The 17,182-nt window shown below is 40.0% G+C and carries 14 protein-coding genes; 10 read left to right on the forward strand and 4 right to left on the reverse strand.

Annotated elements, in window-relative coordinates:
- Positions 1 to 136 precede the first annotated feature (136 nt).
- From QSE00_RS01375 to QSE00_RS01390, 4 genes are all read left to right on the forward strand, one after another.
- The gene (locus tag QSE00_RS01375; protein ID WP_286104608.1) at positions 137 to 1,852 is read left to right on the forward strand and encodes an alkaline phosphatase family protein; all 1,716 of its coding nucleotides are present in this window, start codon (positions 137 to 139) and stop codon (positions 1,850 to 1,852) included.
- Between the two features lie 27 nt (positions 1,853 to 1,879).
- Positions 1,880 to 3,136 (forward strand): ComEC/Rec2 family competence protein, encoded by a 1,257-nt coding sequence (locus tag QSE00_RS01380; protein ID WP_258364744.1) that lies wholly within the window; start codon positions 1,880 to 1,882, stop codon positions 3,134 to 3,136.
- Positions 3,123 to 4,487 (forward strand): (R)-1-hydroxy-2-aminoethylphosphonate ammonia-lyase, encoded by a 1,365-nt coding sequence (pbfA, locus tag QSE00_RS01385; RefSeq protein WP_286104609.1) that lies wholly within the window; start codon positions 3,123 to 3,125, stop codon positions 4,485 to 4,487. Before QSE00_RS01380 ends, pbfA begins: the two co-directional genes overlap by 14 nt.
- 74 nt (positions 4,488 to 4,561) lie before the next feature.
- Positions 4,562 to 6,157: a fibronectin type III domain-containing protein gene (locus QSE00_RS01390; protein ID WP_286104610.1), complete on the forward strand. Its 1,596-nt coding sequence runs from the start codon at positions 4,562 to 4,564 to the stop codon at positions 6,155 to 6,157.
- A gap of 126 nt (positions 6,158 to 6,283) precedes the next feature.
- Here QSE00_RS01390 and QSE00_RS01395 read toward each other — a convergent pair whose 3' ends face one another.
- Together QSE00_RS01395 and QSE00_RS01400 are read right to left on the reverse strand one after the other, a co-directional pair.
- A complete protein-coding gene (locus tag QSE00_RS01395) occupies positions 6,284 to 8,092 on the reverse strand; it encodes a hypothetical protein (RefSeq protein WP_286104611.1) in 1,809 nt (602 codons plus the stop codon).
- Between the two features lie 372 nt (positions 8,093 to 8,464).
- Entirely contained in the window at positions 8,465 to 9,220 is a 756-nt protein-coding gene (locus QSE00_RS01400) for a sulfite exporter TauE/SafE family protein (protein ID WP_286104612.1), read from the reverse strand.
- A gap of 83 nt (positions 9,221 to 9,303) precedes the next feature.
- Here QSE00_RS01400 and QSE00_RS01405 point away from each other — a divergent pair, with 83 nt between their 5' ends.
- Together QSE00_RS01405 and QSE00_RS01410 are read left to right on the forward strand one after the other, a co-directional pair.
- Positions 9,304 to 11,115: a sodium:solute symporter family protein gene (locus tag QSE00_RS01405; RefSeq protein WP_286104613.1), complete on the forward strand. Its 1,812-nt coding sequence runs from the start codon at positions 9,304 to 9,306 to the stop codon at positions 11,113 to 11,115.
- 37 nt (positions 11,116 to 11,152) lie between these two features.
- A complete protein-coding gene (locus QSE00_RS01410; protein ID WP_353477429.1) occupies positions 11,153 to 12,247 on the forward strand; it encodes an acyltransferase family protein in 1,095 nt (364 codons plus the stop codon).
- 323 nt (positions 12,248 to 12,570) lie between these two features.
- Here the strand turns inward: QSE00_RS01410 and QSE00_RS01415 are convergent, their stop codons facing one another.
- A complete protein-coding gene (locus QSE00_RS01415; protein WP_286104614.1) occupies positions 12,571 to 13,299 on the reverse strand; it encodes a DUF3784 domain-containing protein in 729 nt (242 codons plus the stop codon).
- Positions 13,300 to 13,398: 99 nt separating this feature from the next.
- Positions 13,399 to 13,989, reverse strand: coding sequence for a riboflavin synthase (locus QSE00_RS01420; RefSeq protein WP_286104615.1), 591 nt, complete (start codon positions 13,987 to 13,989; stop codon positions 13,399 to 13,401).
- A 70-nt stretch (positions 13,990 to 14,059) separates the two neighbouring features.
- On the opposite strand from QSE00_RS01420, the gene pdxA reads away from it, so the two are divergent.
- The 4 genes from pdxA (at position 14,060) to QSE00_RS01440 (ending at position 17,182) form a co-directional block, all read left to right on the forward strand.
- A complete protein-coding gene (gene pdxA / locus QSE00_RS01425) occupies positions 14,060 to 15,112 on the forward strand; it encodes a 4-hydroxythreonine-4-phosphate dehydrogenase PdxA (protein WP_286104616.1) in 1,053 nt (350 codons plus the stop codon).
- Between the two features lie 160 nt (positions 15,113 to 15,272).
- Positions 15,273 to 15,806, forward strand: a complete 534-nt coding sequence (locus QSE00_RS01430; RefSeq protein WP_110354310.1) for a YceD family protein — start codon at positions 15,273 to 15,275, stop codon at positions 15,804 to 15,806.
- Between the two features lie 8 nt (positions 15,807 to 15,814).
- On the forward strand, positions 15,815 to 16,012 hold the full coding sequence (gene rpmF, locus QSE00_RS01435) for a 50S ribosomal protein L32 (RefSeq protein WP_031445940.1): 198 nt from the start codon (positions 15,815 to 15,817) through the stop codon (positions 16,010 to 16,012).
- A gap of 174 nt (positions 16,013 to 16,186) precedes the next feature.
- Entirely contained in the window at positions 16,187 to 17,182 is a 996-nt protein-coding gene (locus QSE00_RS01440; RefSeq protein WP_110354311.1) for a beta-ketoacyl-ACP synthase III, read from the forward strand.

The following is a 17,182-nucleotide window of genomic DNA, read 5'->3' on the forward strand; positions in this document are numbered from 1 at the left end:
ATGGGATCGAGAATTTTATGTTTTATATAAAAATTGTAGTTATAGTTACAAAAATTTAATATTATTAACTTTTTGACTTAACTTAGTCACATGATATTTACACTTTTTCATTAATCAAAATCTAAAACCAATCAAAATGAGCAAAGCCAGTATTGTACTAAAAAGCACCTTGTTTTCGGCTATTTCGGGCAACTTGCATAGCGTTTTTACCAAGGAATTATTGCTTAAAACAATAGTATTTGTGATCATATCGGGTTCATTTTGGTCCTGTGCCAAAAAAGACCGTGAAAATTCCCCCTTAGTAAAGCATGTTGTAGTTATTGGTTTTGACGGACTAAGTCCCGATGGACTGAATAAAGCAACTACTCCAACCTTTGATGGGATAATAAGTGAAGGGGCATCCAGCATGCACGCCAGGGCGGTGTTGCCAACCAGCTCCAGCACCAACTGGGCTTCCATGATTATGGGTGCGGGTCCGGAGCAGCATGGGATTACTTCCAATAGCTGGGAGAAAAACAATTTTATACTGCCGGCAATTACCCAAAGTGAAGACTTCCTTTTTCCTACTATTTTTCAATTGATTAACGACAATCGGGAAGATGCAGAAATTGGAGCTATTTATCATTGGACCGGATTTGGGCGCTTATTTGAAAAAGGGGCTGTGGATTATGACATAAACCCTGAAAATGAAGATAAAACTGCAGCCTTGGCCAGTGCCTATATTAAGGATAAAAAACCAACCTTCACATTTATCCACTTTGATCATGTGGATCATGGTGGACACGAATATGGCCATGGAAGTCCTGAATATTACAAATCCGTGGAAAAAGCGGATGAATTGCTTGCTGAAGTAATGGAAGCTATAAAGGCATCTGGAATGGCAGATGAAACCTTGGTTATCATAAGTGCAGATCACGGAGGATTAGGGAAAGGCCATGGAGGCGAATCTTTGGGGGAAATAGAAATCCCTTTTATCCTATGGGGGAAATCGGTCAAGAAGAACCATGTACTTAAATACCCGGTATACCAATATGACAATGCTGCAACGGTCGCATTTGCTTTGGGGATAAAAAGGCCTATGGCCTGGATAGGCAAACCCGTAAAGAATGCTTTTGAGGGATATGATCTTAGAGATGATTATCCAATTACGGAAAGGATCATGAAACCAACGATACTACCTCCTGCCGATTTCTATAAACGGGCTGGGGGTTTGTTTGATGATTCTACAAGTATTATTATAAAAAATCCAAATACCATAGGAGAAATAAGGTACACTTTAGATGGTTCCATGCCCAACCTTAATTCCGCCTTATATACCGAGCCTGTCAAGACTTCTGAAAATGTGGTGGTTAAAAGCGCTATTTTTATGAATGGGAAAATTGTCAGTACCGTTTCTGAAGTCTTTTTTAGAATAAAAAATAGGACAAGGGCAGCACCCATTTCCTATGAGGTGTTTTATTTGGAAAACTTAACGAGTATCCCCACTTTGGAAAATAAAAAACCGGATGCCAGAGGAAGCTGTTTTGAAATTACCTCGGATGAGGTAAAGGAGGAAATCCGTGACAACACTGTAGTGAGATTCACTACAAATATTCAAATTGAAAAAGAAGACACTTATGTGTTCTACACCAATTCCGATGATGGTAGTAAATTATGGGTAAATAATCAATTGATCGTGGACAATGATGGGGATCATGGGGTGATCGAAAAGAATGGCAGTATTTCCTTAAAGCCTGGAAACTACCCCCTACAAGTGGTATGGTTTAATGGAGGCGGTAGTGGATGGTTGAACGTGGATTATCAAACTAAGACCATTCCTAAACAAGTGCTATCAACATCAATACTAAAGTAATTGGAAATAACGGTAAAAGGTTTATCAATGAAGGTCATATTCCTTCTTTTGCCCATGATACTGGTAACGGCCCAAGACAAAGGAGGGCAATTACCCGCGTGGGAAGAGGGGATGATGGATATTCATCATATAAATACAGGTAGGGGGGATGCCGCTTTTTTTGTTTTTCCAGATGCGACCACGCTCTTGGTGGATGCAGGCGACATGTCCGAAACCCATGCTAGAACTTTATCTGCCAGAAATGCGGTACAAAAACCCGATAATTCCAAAACTGCACCACAATGGATTGTGGATTATATTCATCAGTTTTTTCCAAAAAATAAAACCTTGCAACTGGATTACGGACTAATAACGCATTACCATGACGATCATTTCGGGGAGATGGATGTTAAAAGGAAACGGCACCCGAAAGGAAAGTATGGCTTAACAGGAATGATGGAAGTAGGGAGTTTATTGCCTATTAAAACCCATTTGGACCGCGGAAGTAATTATCCAATCGATTTAAAGAATACAGCGGTACAAAAGAAAATAAAAGCGAACGATTCTTATAGTATTATAGAAACATTGCAGGAGTATTGGAATTATATGGATTATCACATCAAGGAAGATGGGATGATTTACGAAGCCTTAAAGCCTGGGGCTATCAATCAAATCCATCTAAAACAATCCCCCAATAAATATCCCCATTTTGAAATTCGTAATATTGCCGTTAATGGCGATATATGGACTGGTGAAAACGAGGATTATTATTCTTTGTTTACCAAAGGGGATTATCCCGGTGAAAATCCTTTAAGCACATGTCTAAAAATTACCTATGGCCGGTTCAATTATTTTACCGGGGGAGATATTAGCGGTATCGATGCCTTGGGACAAACGGACTTAAATTCCTTGGAATCGCACGTGGCACCAGTGATTGGTCCTGTGGATGTTGCCACCTTGAACCATCATGGCAACAGGGATTCCCAAAATGTATTCTTTGTAAGAACACTTAGACCAAGGGTATGGATCCAACAAAATTGGTCATCGGACCATCCGGGAGAGGAGGTGCTAAGAAGAATAACTTCCAAGGCCTTATATCCTGGAGAGCGGGATTTGTTTTCAACGGTTATGTTACAACCTCTTAAAGATGTGATAGGAGATAAATTGGATCAATATAAAAGTCAGAACGGTCATATTGTGGTCCGGGTGTATAACCAAGGAAGACAATATGATATCTATATCCTGAACGACAATACAAAAGAACGAGAAATAATAGCAAAATACGGACCTTATGAAGCAAGATAATTCGGGAATGGTTGCCCAGAACAAAAAAACAGAAGGGGATATCAATTTTACTCCGGCACGTGCCGCCTGGATGGACTCCCAGATAAGTGTGGAGACCAAGGAAATTTTGGAACGGGATGCCCGATATTTTTTGCACCAATCCATGTCCACTCCATGTTTGGATGTCTTACAAAGTTGTGAGGGGCCCTATATTGAGAATATCTCGGGAAAAAAATATCTCGATTTTCATGGCAATAATGTGCATCAAGTGGGCTACGCCAATCCACAACTCATTGAAAAAATTATTGATCAATTAAGGGTTTTGCCTTTTTCCCCAAGACGTTATACGAATATTCCTGCCATTGATTTTGCCGAGAAATTGGCCTCTCTTATGCCTTCCGATCTTAACAGGGTGCTTCTAACACCTAATGGAAGTTCCTCTATTGGGATAGCGTTAAAATTGGCGAGGGCCGTCACTGGCAGGTTTAAGGTGGTGTCTTTTTGGGATTCTTTTCATGGGGCTTCCTTAGACGCTATCAGCGTTGGAGGGGAAGCGGTCTTCAGGGAATCTATGGGGCCTTTAATGCCAGGAGTGGAACGTATTCCACCACCTGTTACTTACCGTGGAATTTTTGAGGACAACGAGGATAAATGTTTGGAATATTTGGAATATGTGTTTTCCAAGGAAGGCGATATTGGCGCTTTTATTGCCGAAACTATAAGGAATACGGATGTTCAATTGCCATCCAAAGCATTTTGGAAGAAGGCTAGGGAGCTATGCACCAAATATGGGGTATTACTAATTTTGGATGAAATTCCAATAGCACTTGGCAGAACTGGTAAAATGTTTGTTTTTGAACATTATGAAATTGAACCTGATATATTGTGTATTGGCAAAGGATTGGGAGGAGGTATTTTTCCACAGGCCGCTATTATCACTAGGGACGAATACAACAAGTTTGGCGATATATCCCTAGGGCACTATACCCATGAAAAAAGTCCGTTGGGTGCTGTGGCAGCCCTTGGTACCATTACCTTTTTGGAAAATGAAAAAATATTGGACAAGGTCAAGGCAGATGAGAACTACCTTAAAACATCCCTAGCAGCATTACAATTAAAATATCCCCTTATCGGTGATATCAGAGGTATGGGATTGTTGTGGGGGGTAGAATTGGTGAAGGACAAGAAAACCAAGGAAAAGGCAATAAATGAGGCCGAAGTGGTCATGTACGAATGTTTAAAACGAGGTTTAAGCTTTAAGGTTTCTGCCGGCAATGTTTTACAATTATCACCGGCACTTACCATAAGTAGAAAAGAACTGGATGCTGCGTTAAATATTCTCGACGAAAGCTTGGCGTTGGTGCATGCGTAATAGAAATAACCGCTCTACTACGTCTTTTGAATACGATTGTTTTAGTTATTAACTATTGGAATATAAATTAACAAATGAACATTAAGAGTACTGCAATACTGTTTTTTGCCATGGCATTTCATTTCTTTGGAGATGCCCAAAATGTAAATGGAGAATTTTTGGTTCAACCTTACCTGCAGGATGCCGAGCCCAATTCCATTAAAATTATGTGGGAAACTTCCATGGGCGAAGAAAGTGTGGTTGAATGGGGTTTAACACCCAAGCTGGGCAAAAAGACCAAAGGTATGGCCTACGATATCAATTTTAGTGAATCCCGTATTCATGAGGTCAAATTGGAGGGACTGCAACGCTTTACAGAATACTACTACCGTGTAAAAACAGCTAAAATGGTTTCGGATATTTTTCAATTTAAAACCCCTCCCTTTGCCAGTGACCATGAATCCTTTAAAATCGTAGCTATGAGCGATATGCAAATAGACCATAACAACCCCAATAAATTTTCCGAGGTCGTAAATGATGGCATATTGCAATATTTTCAAAAGGAGTATGGGGGCAAGCTTCCCAATAATTTGGCCATGGTGATGATACCTGGCGATTTGGTGGAGAATGGCACCAAATATTACCAATGGAAGGAGCATTTTTTTAATCCAGCCGAAAAGTTGTTTTCAGAAGTTCCAGTGTATCCAGTTTTGGGGAATCATGAAAAAAATTCGGTATTCTATTTTAAATACTTCAGCTTGCCTGAAAACGGTACGCCTGCCTATGCGGAGCATTGGTGGTTTAAGGACTATGGCAATACCAGGATTATTGGGCTCAATTCCAATGACGGTTACAACAATAGTAGGGATCAGTATGAGTGGTTGCAGAAGCTGTTGGACGAAACGGCTAAGAACGAAGAGGTGGATTTCGTTTTTGCTCAGTTGCACCATCCCCATAAATCGGAACTGTGGATTCCGGGAGAAGAGGATTTTACAGGAAAAGTAATTGCACTTTTGGAGGCGTTTACCACCAAGACAGGGAAGCCCAGTATCCACTTTTTTGGGCATACCCACGGTTATTCAAGAGGACAGTCCAAAGATCATAAACACTTATGGATCAACGTTGCTTCCGCAGGTGGCGCCATTGATAATTGGGGAGAATTTGAAGGAAGGGATTACGATGAATTTACGGTAACCCAGGACGAGTATGGTTTTGTGATGGTGGAAGTTGATGCCAGTCAGGAAGACCCTAAGTTTACCATAAAGAGAATTAGCCAGGGGAATGAAGAGTTGGAGCGTAAAAATGAACTTAGGGATAGCCTAGTCATTTATAAAAGAGAAAGAAAGCCTGGGGCGCCCAGTGTTATCTCGCCCAATAACGAAACGGTTAATTTTACCGGAACCACCCTGAAAGCCGGAGATTTCACTAGCAGCTTCGGCAATGCATTCCATGCAGCCTCACATTGGCAGGTTGCAGAGAGCAATGACTTTGAAAAGCCCATTTTTGACAGCTGGAAGCAATTTGAAAATTGGTACTACAAGGAAAATAGGCAAAAGGATGACGACCTTACCGATGAAAAAACTAATAGGTTAAAACCGAACACCACCTATTATTGGAGGGTCCGTTACCGGGACCAAAATTTAAATTGGAGCGACTGGTCAACTACCGCTACATTTAAGACCAATAAATAATTTATCTAGGGTTCATAGACTACAAAGGCACCCTATGAAGTTCAAGTTATAACTAGAACCGATTAGGATTGAAGGAGCTATTTAGGGCGCCGATTTCATTTTGTCGACAAATAATTGCTAGGATTGTTACACCTCCGATAAAGAAAGAGCCTCAATCTCCATTTTAAAACCTTCCAGTGTTTTTAATCCCTGGGCCAATGCCGCTTGAACCCCATCTTTTTCATTTTCAAATGTTCCTTTTAAGCTTTCAAATAGTTCTTGGTAATAGGTGATGCCCTCATTTAAATTTTGGGTAAATGTCAATAGGTATTTCTCTTGTTTCTTATTCATGGATTCCCGGGATTCCTCGATTTTATTTTTAAGATAATCAAGGTAAATCCCCAATTCCTTAATAAACATATGGGGCCTATCAGTTCTGGAAATAACATTGTCACGGCCGTAAATGTGATCCACCATTTCCTTTAAAGTCATTATTTTGGAATAATAGGCCATATTGGGTCCTGGGCAGATAGATACGCCCGATCCTTCGGTTTTGGTATCCAAACCATAGGCCAAAAGGGCAGAAGTGCCAAGGCCTACACAGGTACATGATTTCTCTGTTATTTTATTAAATTTTTCAGTGTATTCCTTTTCGGACAAACCTAGTTCGTCCAGTTCCTTAATTTTGATATGTTGGTACTGTCGTGAGGCGGTACAGAGACCCTTGTCGGAGTAATCCTTGTTCAAGGCTACAAATTTTTTGGGACAGGAACTTCCTGGTCTATTCTTATCTATGTTTTTAAACTTTTCCAAATCCTTGGTATTTCCACGTAGGTTGTGGAAGGGTATTCCCAATGGGGAAATATCACTTAAGTACAAATCTTCCTCTTTGGCAACAACCAATTTATCTAGGGTCACCTTGTCCACTGTTGTGGCCTCCGGAACCAATAAAAACGGGGTCCCCCAACCTACGGAATCCACCTTGTAATGATCCAGTAGAAATTGGTGTTCCTCAGCGGTACCTACACCTCCTTGGGCGGTTATTTTTAAGGATAGATTTTGTTTGGGTACTTCACGGCCCTTGCTGCTAAGTGCAGAAATTAAAATGGCATGTATTTCGTCTATATAAGCCTGTTTGTTATCCCTGAACTGGGCCATAATAGGCCCCATTAGATAACCATCCGTTGCAAAGGCATGTCCACCACAATTTAAACCGGATTCTATCCTAAACTCCGACACCCAAATTCCTTTTTTGGCCAAGAACTTACCCTGGATCAAGGCAGACCTATAATCGCTTACCTTTAAGACTATTTTCTTTTTAATATTACCGTTTTCATCAGGAAAAAAATCATCAAAATTTTCTAAATAACTGTATAATCGAGGGTTCATCCCTGCAGAAAGAATTACGGACGAATTTAGTTTGCTGCAGGCATATCCGCGTAACGCAGCATGGGCATCATTATATTCTGTGGACAGTTTGTCATTTTTAATAAAGTTGTCCTTGTCCACCTTGGTCATAATATTTACATCGACGCTACCCATGGTTAAATTCTCTTTCAACCATTTTTTAATCTCAGCGGCATTGAATTCGTTGGAAGTGAGCTTTTCAAACTCTTCCTTTAGTTGGGAAGCATTTGGCAGAAGAGCTACGTATTCTTTTATTTCTTTACCAGTGCTATGGGCCGAATTAATTAGGTCTGCAAATTTTTTATGCGCCGCATCATTGATCAAGTTGAGATAACTGGTGATTCTCTTGGCTCTAAAATCTTCCAATTTATCTGAAATTTCCTGATAAGAGAGTTCAAATTTTTCACAGTACATTTTCCTTAATTTCTCTATCAGGATGTCATCTACCAAAGAAATAACCGAATCTATACCAAGGTGGGAAACTTTTAGAGGTGTGTCTATGGTAAACCCAATTCCCATAACTGGAATATGAAAGTTATGTTTTATCATACGTTTAAATGTTTTTTATTTTCTGTTGCACCGTTCCTATGTCAGCAATGATAACGCGTCAGAGGTTTTACACATGGGGTGCCTTCCCGTAGCAGTGCAGTCCAAATGTGAATCGACAAATTTTATACGAAATAGGTTCTTAGAATATGATAATTATCAGGAAATGGATAAAATATACAACTGGTACTAAGGGTGTTGGATAATACTCTTATAGTCGGGATGGTGGAGGCTTTTATTTTTAGTAATGTTAGCTTGAAGTTTAGTTAACTTCTAGATGGGTTTTTAATACGAATTTTGTCTTGAAAAGTTTGAGTTAGTATTAGTTTGAGTTAGTCTAGTTGAGGAGCTGGTGCACTGCACCAGCTTTTTTCTTTACCGGAAGAGAATGAGAAATGCGCCGATTGCGGTAAGGATCAAAATCATCTTGCGATAGAATTGTTCTTTAATAATTTTTACCAATCGTACCCCTACTATAATTCCGAGAACAATTCCAGGAACCAATTTAAGATTAATTAATAGGGTCTCAGGGGTAATGGTTTTCCAGATAAAAATATGAAAGGGCAGTTTAAAAATATTTACTATAAAAAAGAGCCAGGCCGCGGTTCCAATGAATTCGTTCTTTGGTAGCCTCATGGCCAAAAAATAAATGTTGGAAAAGGCTCCTGCCAAATTGCCTATCATGGTCGTAATGCCCGCCATGGTTCCTATAAATCCTGCAAATGCCCAATGGGTTGGAACGTTTTTGGATTTTTTTCTATCCCACCAATACATCATTATAACCGTTCCCAATATAATAACGGACATGCTGATCTTAAAGGTGGTTTCCGGCAAATCCTTTCCTACGGCCGTGCCAATAAGGATGCCCAAAATCATCCAAGGCAAAAAGGCTACAATATACTTCCACTGTGCATGCCTGTTGTAGTACATAACGGCAAAGGCATCTCCCAAAACTAGTAAAGGCACAATTAATCCAGTAGATTCCTTGGCTCCGAAGGCCAATGCCATTAGAGTAACATTAATGATAGCGATTCCCTTGATACCGGCTTTCGAAATTCCTATCACAAATGCGGCGGTTAAGGCAAGTACCCATGCTGTTGTGGTTATATCTGATGTTGTTAAGAGAATCATATGTGACATTTGGCGAACAAAGGGCAAAAGTATCCCAAAAAAATTTATCTTTAGATCTTAATTCTCAAACCTAAGCCAAACCGATGGAATTAAGTACCCTAGATTACACTTTTATTGTTGTTTTTTTCTCAATTGTTTTATTTATCGGAATCTATGTCTCCAAGAAATCGGGGGCCAGTTCTTCGGAATATTTTCTTTCCGGCAGAACCATGCCTTGGTGGCTGTTGGGCCTCTCTATGGTGGCCACAACCTTTTCTACGGATACGCCCAACTTGGTGACCGATATTGTTCGTACCAACGGAGTTTCTGGAAACTGGGTTTGGTGGGCTTTTCTGCTGACCGGCCTACTCACCGTTTTTGTCTACGCCAAACTTTGGAGGAAATCCAATGTAAATACGGATTTGGAATTTTATGAATTGCGTTATGGTGGTAAACCGGCAAGCTTTTTAAGAAAATTCAGGGCGGTTTATTTAGGCGTTATATTTAATGTGATTACCATGTCTGCCGTTACCTTGGCAGCAATTAAGATAGGGGGTATAATGTTGGGCTTGGAGCCTTGGGTAACCGTGGTGAGCGCAGGGTTGATAACCGTGACTTTTAGTGCCTTAGGTGGCTTTAAAGGGGTGGTGTATACCGATTTTCTATTGTTCTTTGTAGCTATGGGCGGTGCAATTGGAGCAGCCTATTATTTGGTGAACATCCCAGAAGTTGGGGGTATTACAGCATTAATGGCGAATGAGCATGTAGCAGATAAACTTGCTATAGTACCCGATTTTAGTAATACCAATGCCTTAATTACTTTATTTATAATACCCTTGGCGGTACAATGGTGGAGTTCGTGGTATCCTGGTGCGGAACCAGGAGGTGGTGGATACATAGCCCAACGTATGTTGGCGGCCAAAAACGAAAACCATGCCATAGGTGCTACTTTCTTCTTCAATATTATGCATTATGCCTTACGTCCATGGCCATGGATTTTGGTAGCTTTGGCATCCTTGGTAGTCTACCCGGACATTGCTAGTATCCATGAGGCTTTCCCCAATGTTGCAGTAGATAAATTAGGACATGATTTGGCTTATTCCGCCATGTTGACCAAATTGCCCAGTGGATTATTGGGCTTGGTTTTGGCCTCTTTGATAGCCGCTTATATGAGTACCATTTCTACCCAATTGAACTGGGGATCGTCCTATATTGTTTATGACTTCTACAAACAGCAGATAAATCCCAATGCCTCCGAGAAAAGATTGGTGGCTGTTGGAAGAATATCCACCGTTATATTAATGGTCTTCAGCGCTGCTTTGGCCCTACTCTTACAAAACGCCTTACAGTTGTTTGAAGTGTTGTTGGTGTTTGGTGCTGGTACCGGACTTATCTTTATTTTAAGATGGTTCTGGTGGAGGATCAACGCTTGGAGTGAGATAACGGCCATGTTTGCATCGGGAATCATCTCCATTATATTAAAATTAACGGCTGTTGGACCTTTCTTATTTGCCGCAGAAACAGGTGTTTTCCCAGATTGGGCAGAATATCCTTTTGTGGTTGTTGTTACTACGGTTATTTGGTTGGCAGCAACGTATATGACACAGCCAGAATCCAAACAGGTATTGCAGGATTTTTACAAAAAAATTCAGCCAGGAGGGCCGGGTTGGTCCAAAGTGATCAAGGATGCGAAGGACGAAAACGTAGAGATTGTGAACACTAAGGAAAAATGGAGTGTACCTGCAGGTATCACTGCCATGTTGCTAGGTTGTGTATTAATCTACTCCTGCATGTTTGCCACTGGGTATTGGATATATGGAAAAACTACCAATGCCCTTATTTTGACCGGTGTGGCCGTGGTGTCCGGATTTTTGCTGGCACGGGCTTGGAACAAAATGAAGGATCATATTCTATAGAATATATAATAAATAGCTGGTTTGTCGCCAGGCAGGAATGAATATACAGAATAGAATAATTTCCGTGGATATCTTTAGGGGACTTACCATTGTCCTTATGATTTTGGTAAATAATCCCGGTACCTGGTCCCATGTGTACGCTCCTTTTATGCATGCTCCATGGCACGGATATACTCCTACGGATCTGGTCTTTCCATTCTTTTTGTTTATCGTAGGCTGTTCCATTGTTTTTGCATATCAACACAAAGCGGTAGATTCCAAGACCTATAAAAAAATTACGATTAGAGCCCTGAAACTAGTTGGATTGGGGTTGTTCTTAGGGGCTTTTACCATACACTTTCCTTTCTTTAAGGATTTCGAAAATATTCGATTTCCAGGAGTGTTGCAACGTATTGGTGTTGTGTTCTTCTTTGCCTCGATTTTATTTATCAATTTTAGTTGGAAAACACTGGTTGGTATTTGTGCCTTTCTTTTAATTGGGTATTGGTTGTTATTGGGTTTTGTTCCTGTCAATGGAATGGCACCCACCTTTGAACGAGCCCCGAACAATTTGGCCAATTATTTGGATGTCCTTGTTTTTGGGAGCCACAGCTATAAAGCGGATTACGATCCCGAGGGATTGTTAAGTACTTTGCCTTCCATAGCTACCGCTATACTGGGGATCTTTACAGGTCTAATGTTGCGCTCCAAGTGGGCTAAAAAGGAAATGCTCCTGTTCGGTATTGGATTGGCAATGTTGTTGGTGGGTTATGTGTGGGATTTGTTTTTCCCCATAAACAAGGCCCTGTGGAGCAGTAGCTTTGTAATGGTAACAGCTGGTTGGGCCAATATAATTTTGGCTATAATATATTACTTCTCCGATGTTAAGGGGATTAAGTTTGGCAGTATATTTAAATATGCCGGAGCCAATGCCATTGTCCTGTATTTTCTTTCCAGTTTCACAAGTAAAATTATGGGTTTGGTAAAAGTGAATGGGGACACTTCCCTAAAAGGCTGGCTTTTTAATACCGTATATGTTCAGGATTTTTGGTCAATGGAAACTTCTTCATTTCTGTATGGGCTTTCATTGGTCTCTTTGTATGTGTTATTGGGATATATTCTCTACAGAAAAAAAATATTTATAAAAGTCTAACTAGATGTAGTAACTTGGGGATGGCCAAGTCTCTGGAATGTTTTTAACAAGATAGGTGTTCCTATTTATCCCACCTTGGGAGAGTCCGTCTCTGGCTGGCAGGGTGGCTGTTCTTTTTAGTTGTCGAACTCCCATAAAGTAGATTTTGGTCGACTTCCATTGCCATAAACACTTCCTTTTAAACTAATTTAATAACGGGTAAACCGCATAAACAAAACCTCAAATCCTGTACGATTTTCAATCTTTAAAATAATATGGTCTTCAACACATATATTTAGCCACGCCAATAATGATGCAATCATCTTGGGTAAAGAAATCCAATCTTATTCAATCTGTTCCGGAAATACTTTTTTTAGTTCATTATAAATTTGAGTGCTCGTATTTTCCTTTGCGGAAAAGTAAATTTTCCCTCCATTTGTTTTTGTAAACAACAGATATGTTTTGCTGTCGGAATTCAATATCAATTTCACTTCCTCTCCAACACCAGTCTTAAAATATCCTTTCCTGATGCTTCCAAGGGCAAATCCGTTGGTTTTTGAGGTAATTTCAGGTAAATGGTCCACAAGGGTCACGGATGCTATATCCGACACATTTAGAGTTTCCCCGTAACTGCCCTGAAATTGGACAGCATCCGGTTCAATGATTAGTTTATTTTCCTTAAAACCCATGGCAAGGAGCCCTACTACAAGAATCAAGGTTGCCGCTAGGACATAAAGGCCAATTTTATTCCATTTGTTGCTGGACCCTTTCCAGTATTTATTGCTTTCCCTCATGAAGTAGAGATAGGCAAGTATGGGATAAACACCTATAAATATTCCACTGGCACTTTCTCCAATGGCATAGTGCAATATGAGACCGATAATAATAAACGAGGACCCCAACAACAAATGAAACTTTTTAAAATATGGGATGTACGATTTTATATCCACCTGTTTTCTTTCTTCCTCGCTCATGGTGTTATAGCCAGAGAGGAGATATTTCGAATTGTTTTCCGTAACAAGAAATGCCATGCCAATAAAAAGAAGGCCAATTCCAATTAGTATATAAAGCATAAGTATTAAACCTTAAGGTGTTGTAGGGGAGTAAATTAGTATAAATTTTTTTAAAATCAATCTTGTTAAATTGAAAACTTTACTATAATCCTTTGGTTTTTATCCTCTGAGTTCCAATAACCTGGATACATATTTTCCTATTACGTCAAACTCCAGATTGACCCTTGTTCCTATTGTATAACTTCCAAACCGGGTATGCTCATAAGTATAAGGGATTATGGCAACGCTAAAGCTGTTTTTCTGGGATCCAACTACGGTTAAACTGGTTCCGTCTATGGTTATGGATCCCTTTTCAATGGTGACATTATTCTGTAGGGAATTATAACTGAAGGTGAAAATCCAGCTGCCATCCTTTTCTTTAATATCAATACATTCCCCGGTTTGGTCCACATGTCCCTGTACAATATGTCCGTCCAATCTGGCCCCTAGTACCATGGCACGTTCCAGGTTTACAAGGTTTCCTTCACGAAGATCGTTCAAGTTGGTTTTTTCCAAGGTCTCCTCAATGGCGGTTACGGTATATTGATCAGCTGCAATTTTTACGACGGTAAGGCATACTCCGTTATGCGCAACACTTTGGTCAATTTTTAGTTCTTGGGTAATCTTAGATCTTAAGGTAATATGAAGATTGCTTCCCTCTTTTTCCAATTTTATTACTTCTCCCAAAGTTTCAATAATCCCAGTAAACATGTGTCGTTTTAATTAAGTAGTTTTGTGTTGTAAATTTAAGGGTTTATTTCATATTAAACGAAGAGACAAAATGCAGGAAACTGGAAAAATAAAATTGGGGATATCCATTGGGGATTTAAATGGGATTGGGTGCGAAGTGGTACTTAAGACATTTGAAGATTCCCGGATGTTGGACTTCTGCACACCGGTTATTTTTGCATCCAATAAAACCATCTCCCACCAAAAATCGGAGTTGGGACTGGAAATTAATTATAATGGCATACAGGATGCTTCCAAAGCAATTGATGGAAAGATAAATGTGGTGAACGTATGGAAGGAAACTCCGGTCGTAAGTTTTGGGGTGCCAACCCCTGAAAGTGGAAAATATGCCATACAGTCTTTAAGGGCGGCAGTAGCGGCCCTAAAGAATAACGATATAGATGTTCTGGTTACGGCACCTATTAATAAGAACAATATACAGGCCGAGGATTTTAAATTTCCAGGGCATACCGACTATTTGGCCAAGGAATTGGAAGGAGAAAGCTTAATGTTCATGGTAGCCGATGGTTTAAGGGTGGGCTTGCTTACCGATCATGTTGCCGTAAAGGATGTTGCAGCCAGCATTACACCGCAATTGATACGCTCTAAAATTGCCACCATTTCGAATTCCCTTAAGATGGATTTTGGAATTAGGAAACCTAAGATCGCATTGTTGGGGATTAATCCCCACAGCGGAGATAACGGTGTAATAGGTAAGGAAGATGATGAGGTTATGAGACCGGTCATTAAAGAGATGTCGGAAAAGGGGCATTTGGTCTTTGGGCCTTACTCCGCTGATAGCTTTTTTGGATCTGACAATTATAAAAATTTTGATGCTATTCTAGCCGCTTATCACGACCAGGGACTAATACCCTTTAAAACCTTGTCTTTTGGGAAAGGGGTAAACTATACCGCAGGCCTTAATAGAGTGAGAACCTCCCCAGACCACGGAACAGCCTATGAAATTGCAGGTAAAGGTGTTGCTGACAATAGCTCTTTCAAGGAAGCAGTATTTGCGGCCCTCCATATATTTAAAAATAGACAGGAATATAAGGAATTAACTGGGAATCCTTTAAAGAAACATAAATTAAAAAGACAGGGATAGGCTTACCTAAATATGGGGGCGCTACTCGGCGTGATATCATTGAATTATGGAAATTTAATCGGAATATATTTATTTCGGTCTATTTGTTGGCTTTTTACAAAATAATAGTATCTTTGCACCCGCCTTTATTGCGGCGGGTACGTTAAAACCAGTGTGGATCATGATGCAGCATAAGGAGTTTATTATTCCTTTTTCGGGACTGAAACAGGGAAAACACGAGTTTGAGTACACTATAGAGAATACGTTCTTTGAGTCTTTTGAGTATGATGAATTCAATGCTGCGGATATTAAATTAGACGTTACCTTGAATAAAATGAGTACCATGATGGAGTTGGAAATGGAGGCACGGGGAACAGTAAATGTTAATTGTGATCTAACTAGCGAACCTTATGATCAAAAAATCAAGGCCGATTTGGAATTGGTTGTTAAGTTTGGTGATGAGTACAACAATGACAATGATGAAATATTGATTATTCCACATAGTGAATACCAAATCAATATTGCACAATATGTTTATGAAATGTTGGTATTGTCGGTTCCGCTCAAAAAGGTTCATCCTGGGGTTTTGGACGGCACTTTACAATCAGAAGTGTTGGACAGGCTGGAAGAACTCCAACCAAAAGATACAAAGGAAAACAAAGAAGATATCGATCCCCGGTGGGACGCTTTAAAAAAATTATTAACGGATAAATAAGTTTCATAATGGCACATCCTAAAAGAAAAATTTCCAAAACCAGAAGAGACAAGAGAAGAACGCACTATAAGGCGGTAGCTCCTACTGTAGCACAAGATCCAACTACTGGAGAAATGCATTTGTTTCACAGAGCTCATTGGCATGAAGGTAAATTATACTACCGTGGGGAGGTTTTGATCGACAAAACTGAGGAAGCAGTAGCATAAATCACCTAGGCACAATATAATTTGGACTCCCACTTCTTAAGAGTGGGAGTTTTTTTATGAGGGTGAGGTAAAATTCAAAAACAAGGTGTTTTTAAACTTAAAGTCACAGAAAATCACTAATTTTCACAAATTTTCAATTGTTTTTGAAGATTTATTGATAAAAATCAAATTTAGATGAGCAAAATAACAGCTGCTATTACTGCTGTAGGGTCTTATGTGCCAGACTTTGTAATGACGAATAAGATTTTGGAAACTTTGGTGGATACCAATGATGAATGGATTACGACAAGAACCGGTATCAAGGAAAGGAGAATCTTAAAGGGGGAGGGGCTAGGTACATCCTATCTTGCCATAAAAGCGGCGGAGCAACTTCTGGAAAAGCAAAAATTGGATCCCAAGGAGATCGAACTAATAATTGTTGCAACTGCAACTCCAGATATGATGGTTGCTGCAACTGCTGCCTATGTGGCTTCGGAAATTGGAGCAACTAATGCCTTCGCTTATGATTTGCAAGCTGCTTGTTCCAGCTTTTTATACGGAATGTCCACGGCTGCCAGTTACATAGAATCTGGACGATATAAGAAGGTATTGCTTATTGGTGCGGATAAAATGTCCTCTATTATTGACTATACCGATAGAACCACCTGTATAATTTTTGGGGATGGTGCCGGTGCAGCACTTTTTGAACCAAATAACGAAGGTCTAGGTCTTCAGGATGAATATTTAAGGTCGGATGGCGTAGGAAGAAATTTTCTTAAAATGGATGCAGGTGGCTCCTTGCTTCCTGCCTCGGAGGAAACCGTTAAAAACCGACAACATTTTATTTACCAAGATGGGAAGTCGGTCTTTAAATTTGCCGTGACCAATATGGCCGATTCCGCCGCAAAGATTATGGAACGAAATAATTTGTCGCACGAGGATGTTGATTGGTTGGTGCCCCACCAAGCCAACAAAAGAATTATAGACGCCACTTCCAACAGAATGGGATTGGAAGATTCCAAGGTAATGATGAATATACAGAGGTACGGAAATACCACTTCCGCAACCTTGCCACTTTTATTGAGCGATTATGAAAGACAGCTCAAGAAAGGTGATAATTTGGTTTTTGCAGCCTTTGGTGGTGGTTTTACCTGGGGCTCCATTTATTTAAAATGGGCATACAATTCATAA

This window comes from Arenibacter flavimaris (genome assembly GCF_030291335.1).
GTDB lineage: Bacteria > Bacteroidota > Bacteroidia > Flavobacteriales > Flavobacteriaceae > Arenibacter.

Coding starts and splice junctions, on each gene's coding strand:
- QSE00_RS01400 (WP_286104612.1), bottom strand. CDS start 9,220: ATGATTCTCTTAACAACATCAGATATAACCACAACAGCATGGGTACTT.
- QSE00_RS01410 (WP_353477429.1), top strand. CDS start 11,153: ATGAATATACAGAATAGAATAATTTCCGTGGATATCTTTAGGGGACTT.
- QSE00_RS01380 (WP_258364744.1), top strand. CDS start 1,880: ATGAAGGTCATATTCCTTCTTTTGCCCATGATACTGGTAACGGCCCAA.
- QSE00_RS01440 (WP_110354311.1), top strand. CDS start 16,187: ATGAGCAAAATAACAGCTGCTATTACTGCTGTAGGGTCTTATGTGCCA.
- QSE00_RS01430 (WP_110354310.1), top strand. CDS start 15,273: ATGATGCAGCATAAGGAGTTTATTATTCCTTTTTCGGGACTGAAACAG.
- QSE00_RS01395 (WP_286104611.1), bottom strand. CDS start 8,092: ATGATAAAACATAACTTTCATATTCCAGTTATGGGAATTGGGTTTACC.
- QSE00_RS01415 (WP_286104614.1), bottom strand. CDS start 13,299: ATGCTTTATATACTAATTGGAATTGGCCTTCTTTTTATTGGCATGGCA.
- QSE00_RS01375 (WP_286104608.1), top strand. CDS start 137: ATGAGCAAAGCCAGTATTGTACTAAAAAGCACCTTGTTTTCGGCTATT.
- pdxA (WP_286104616.1), top strand. CDS start 14,060: ATGCAGGAAACTGGAAAAATAAAATTGGGGATATCCATTGGGGATTTA.
- QSE00_RS01390 (WP_286104610.1), top strand. CDS start 4,562: ATGAACATTAAGAGTACTGCAATACTGTTTTTTGCCATGGCATTTCAT.
- rpmF (WP_031445940.1), top strand. CDS start 15,815: ATGGCACATCCTAAAAGAAAAATTTCCAAAACCAGAAGAGACAAGAGA.
- QSE00_RS01405 (WP_286104613.1), top strand. CDS start 9,304: ATGGAATTAAGTACCCTAGATTACACTTTTATTGTTGTTTTTTTCTCA.
- pbfA (WP_286104609.1), top strand. CDS start 3,123: ATGAAGCAAGATAATTCGGGAATGGTTGCCCAGAACAAAAAAACAGAA.
- QSE00_RS01420 (WP_286104615.1), bottom strand. CDS start 13,989: ATGTTTACTGGGATTATTGAAACTTTGGGAGAAGTAATAAAATTGGAA.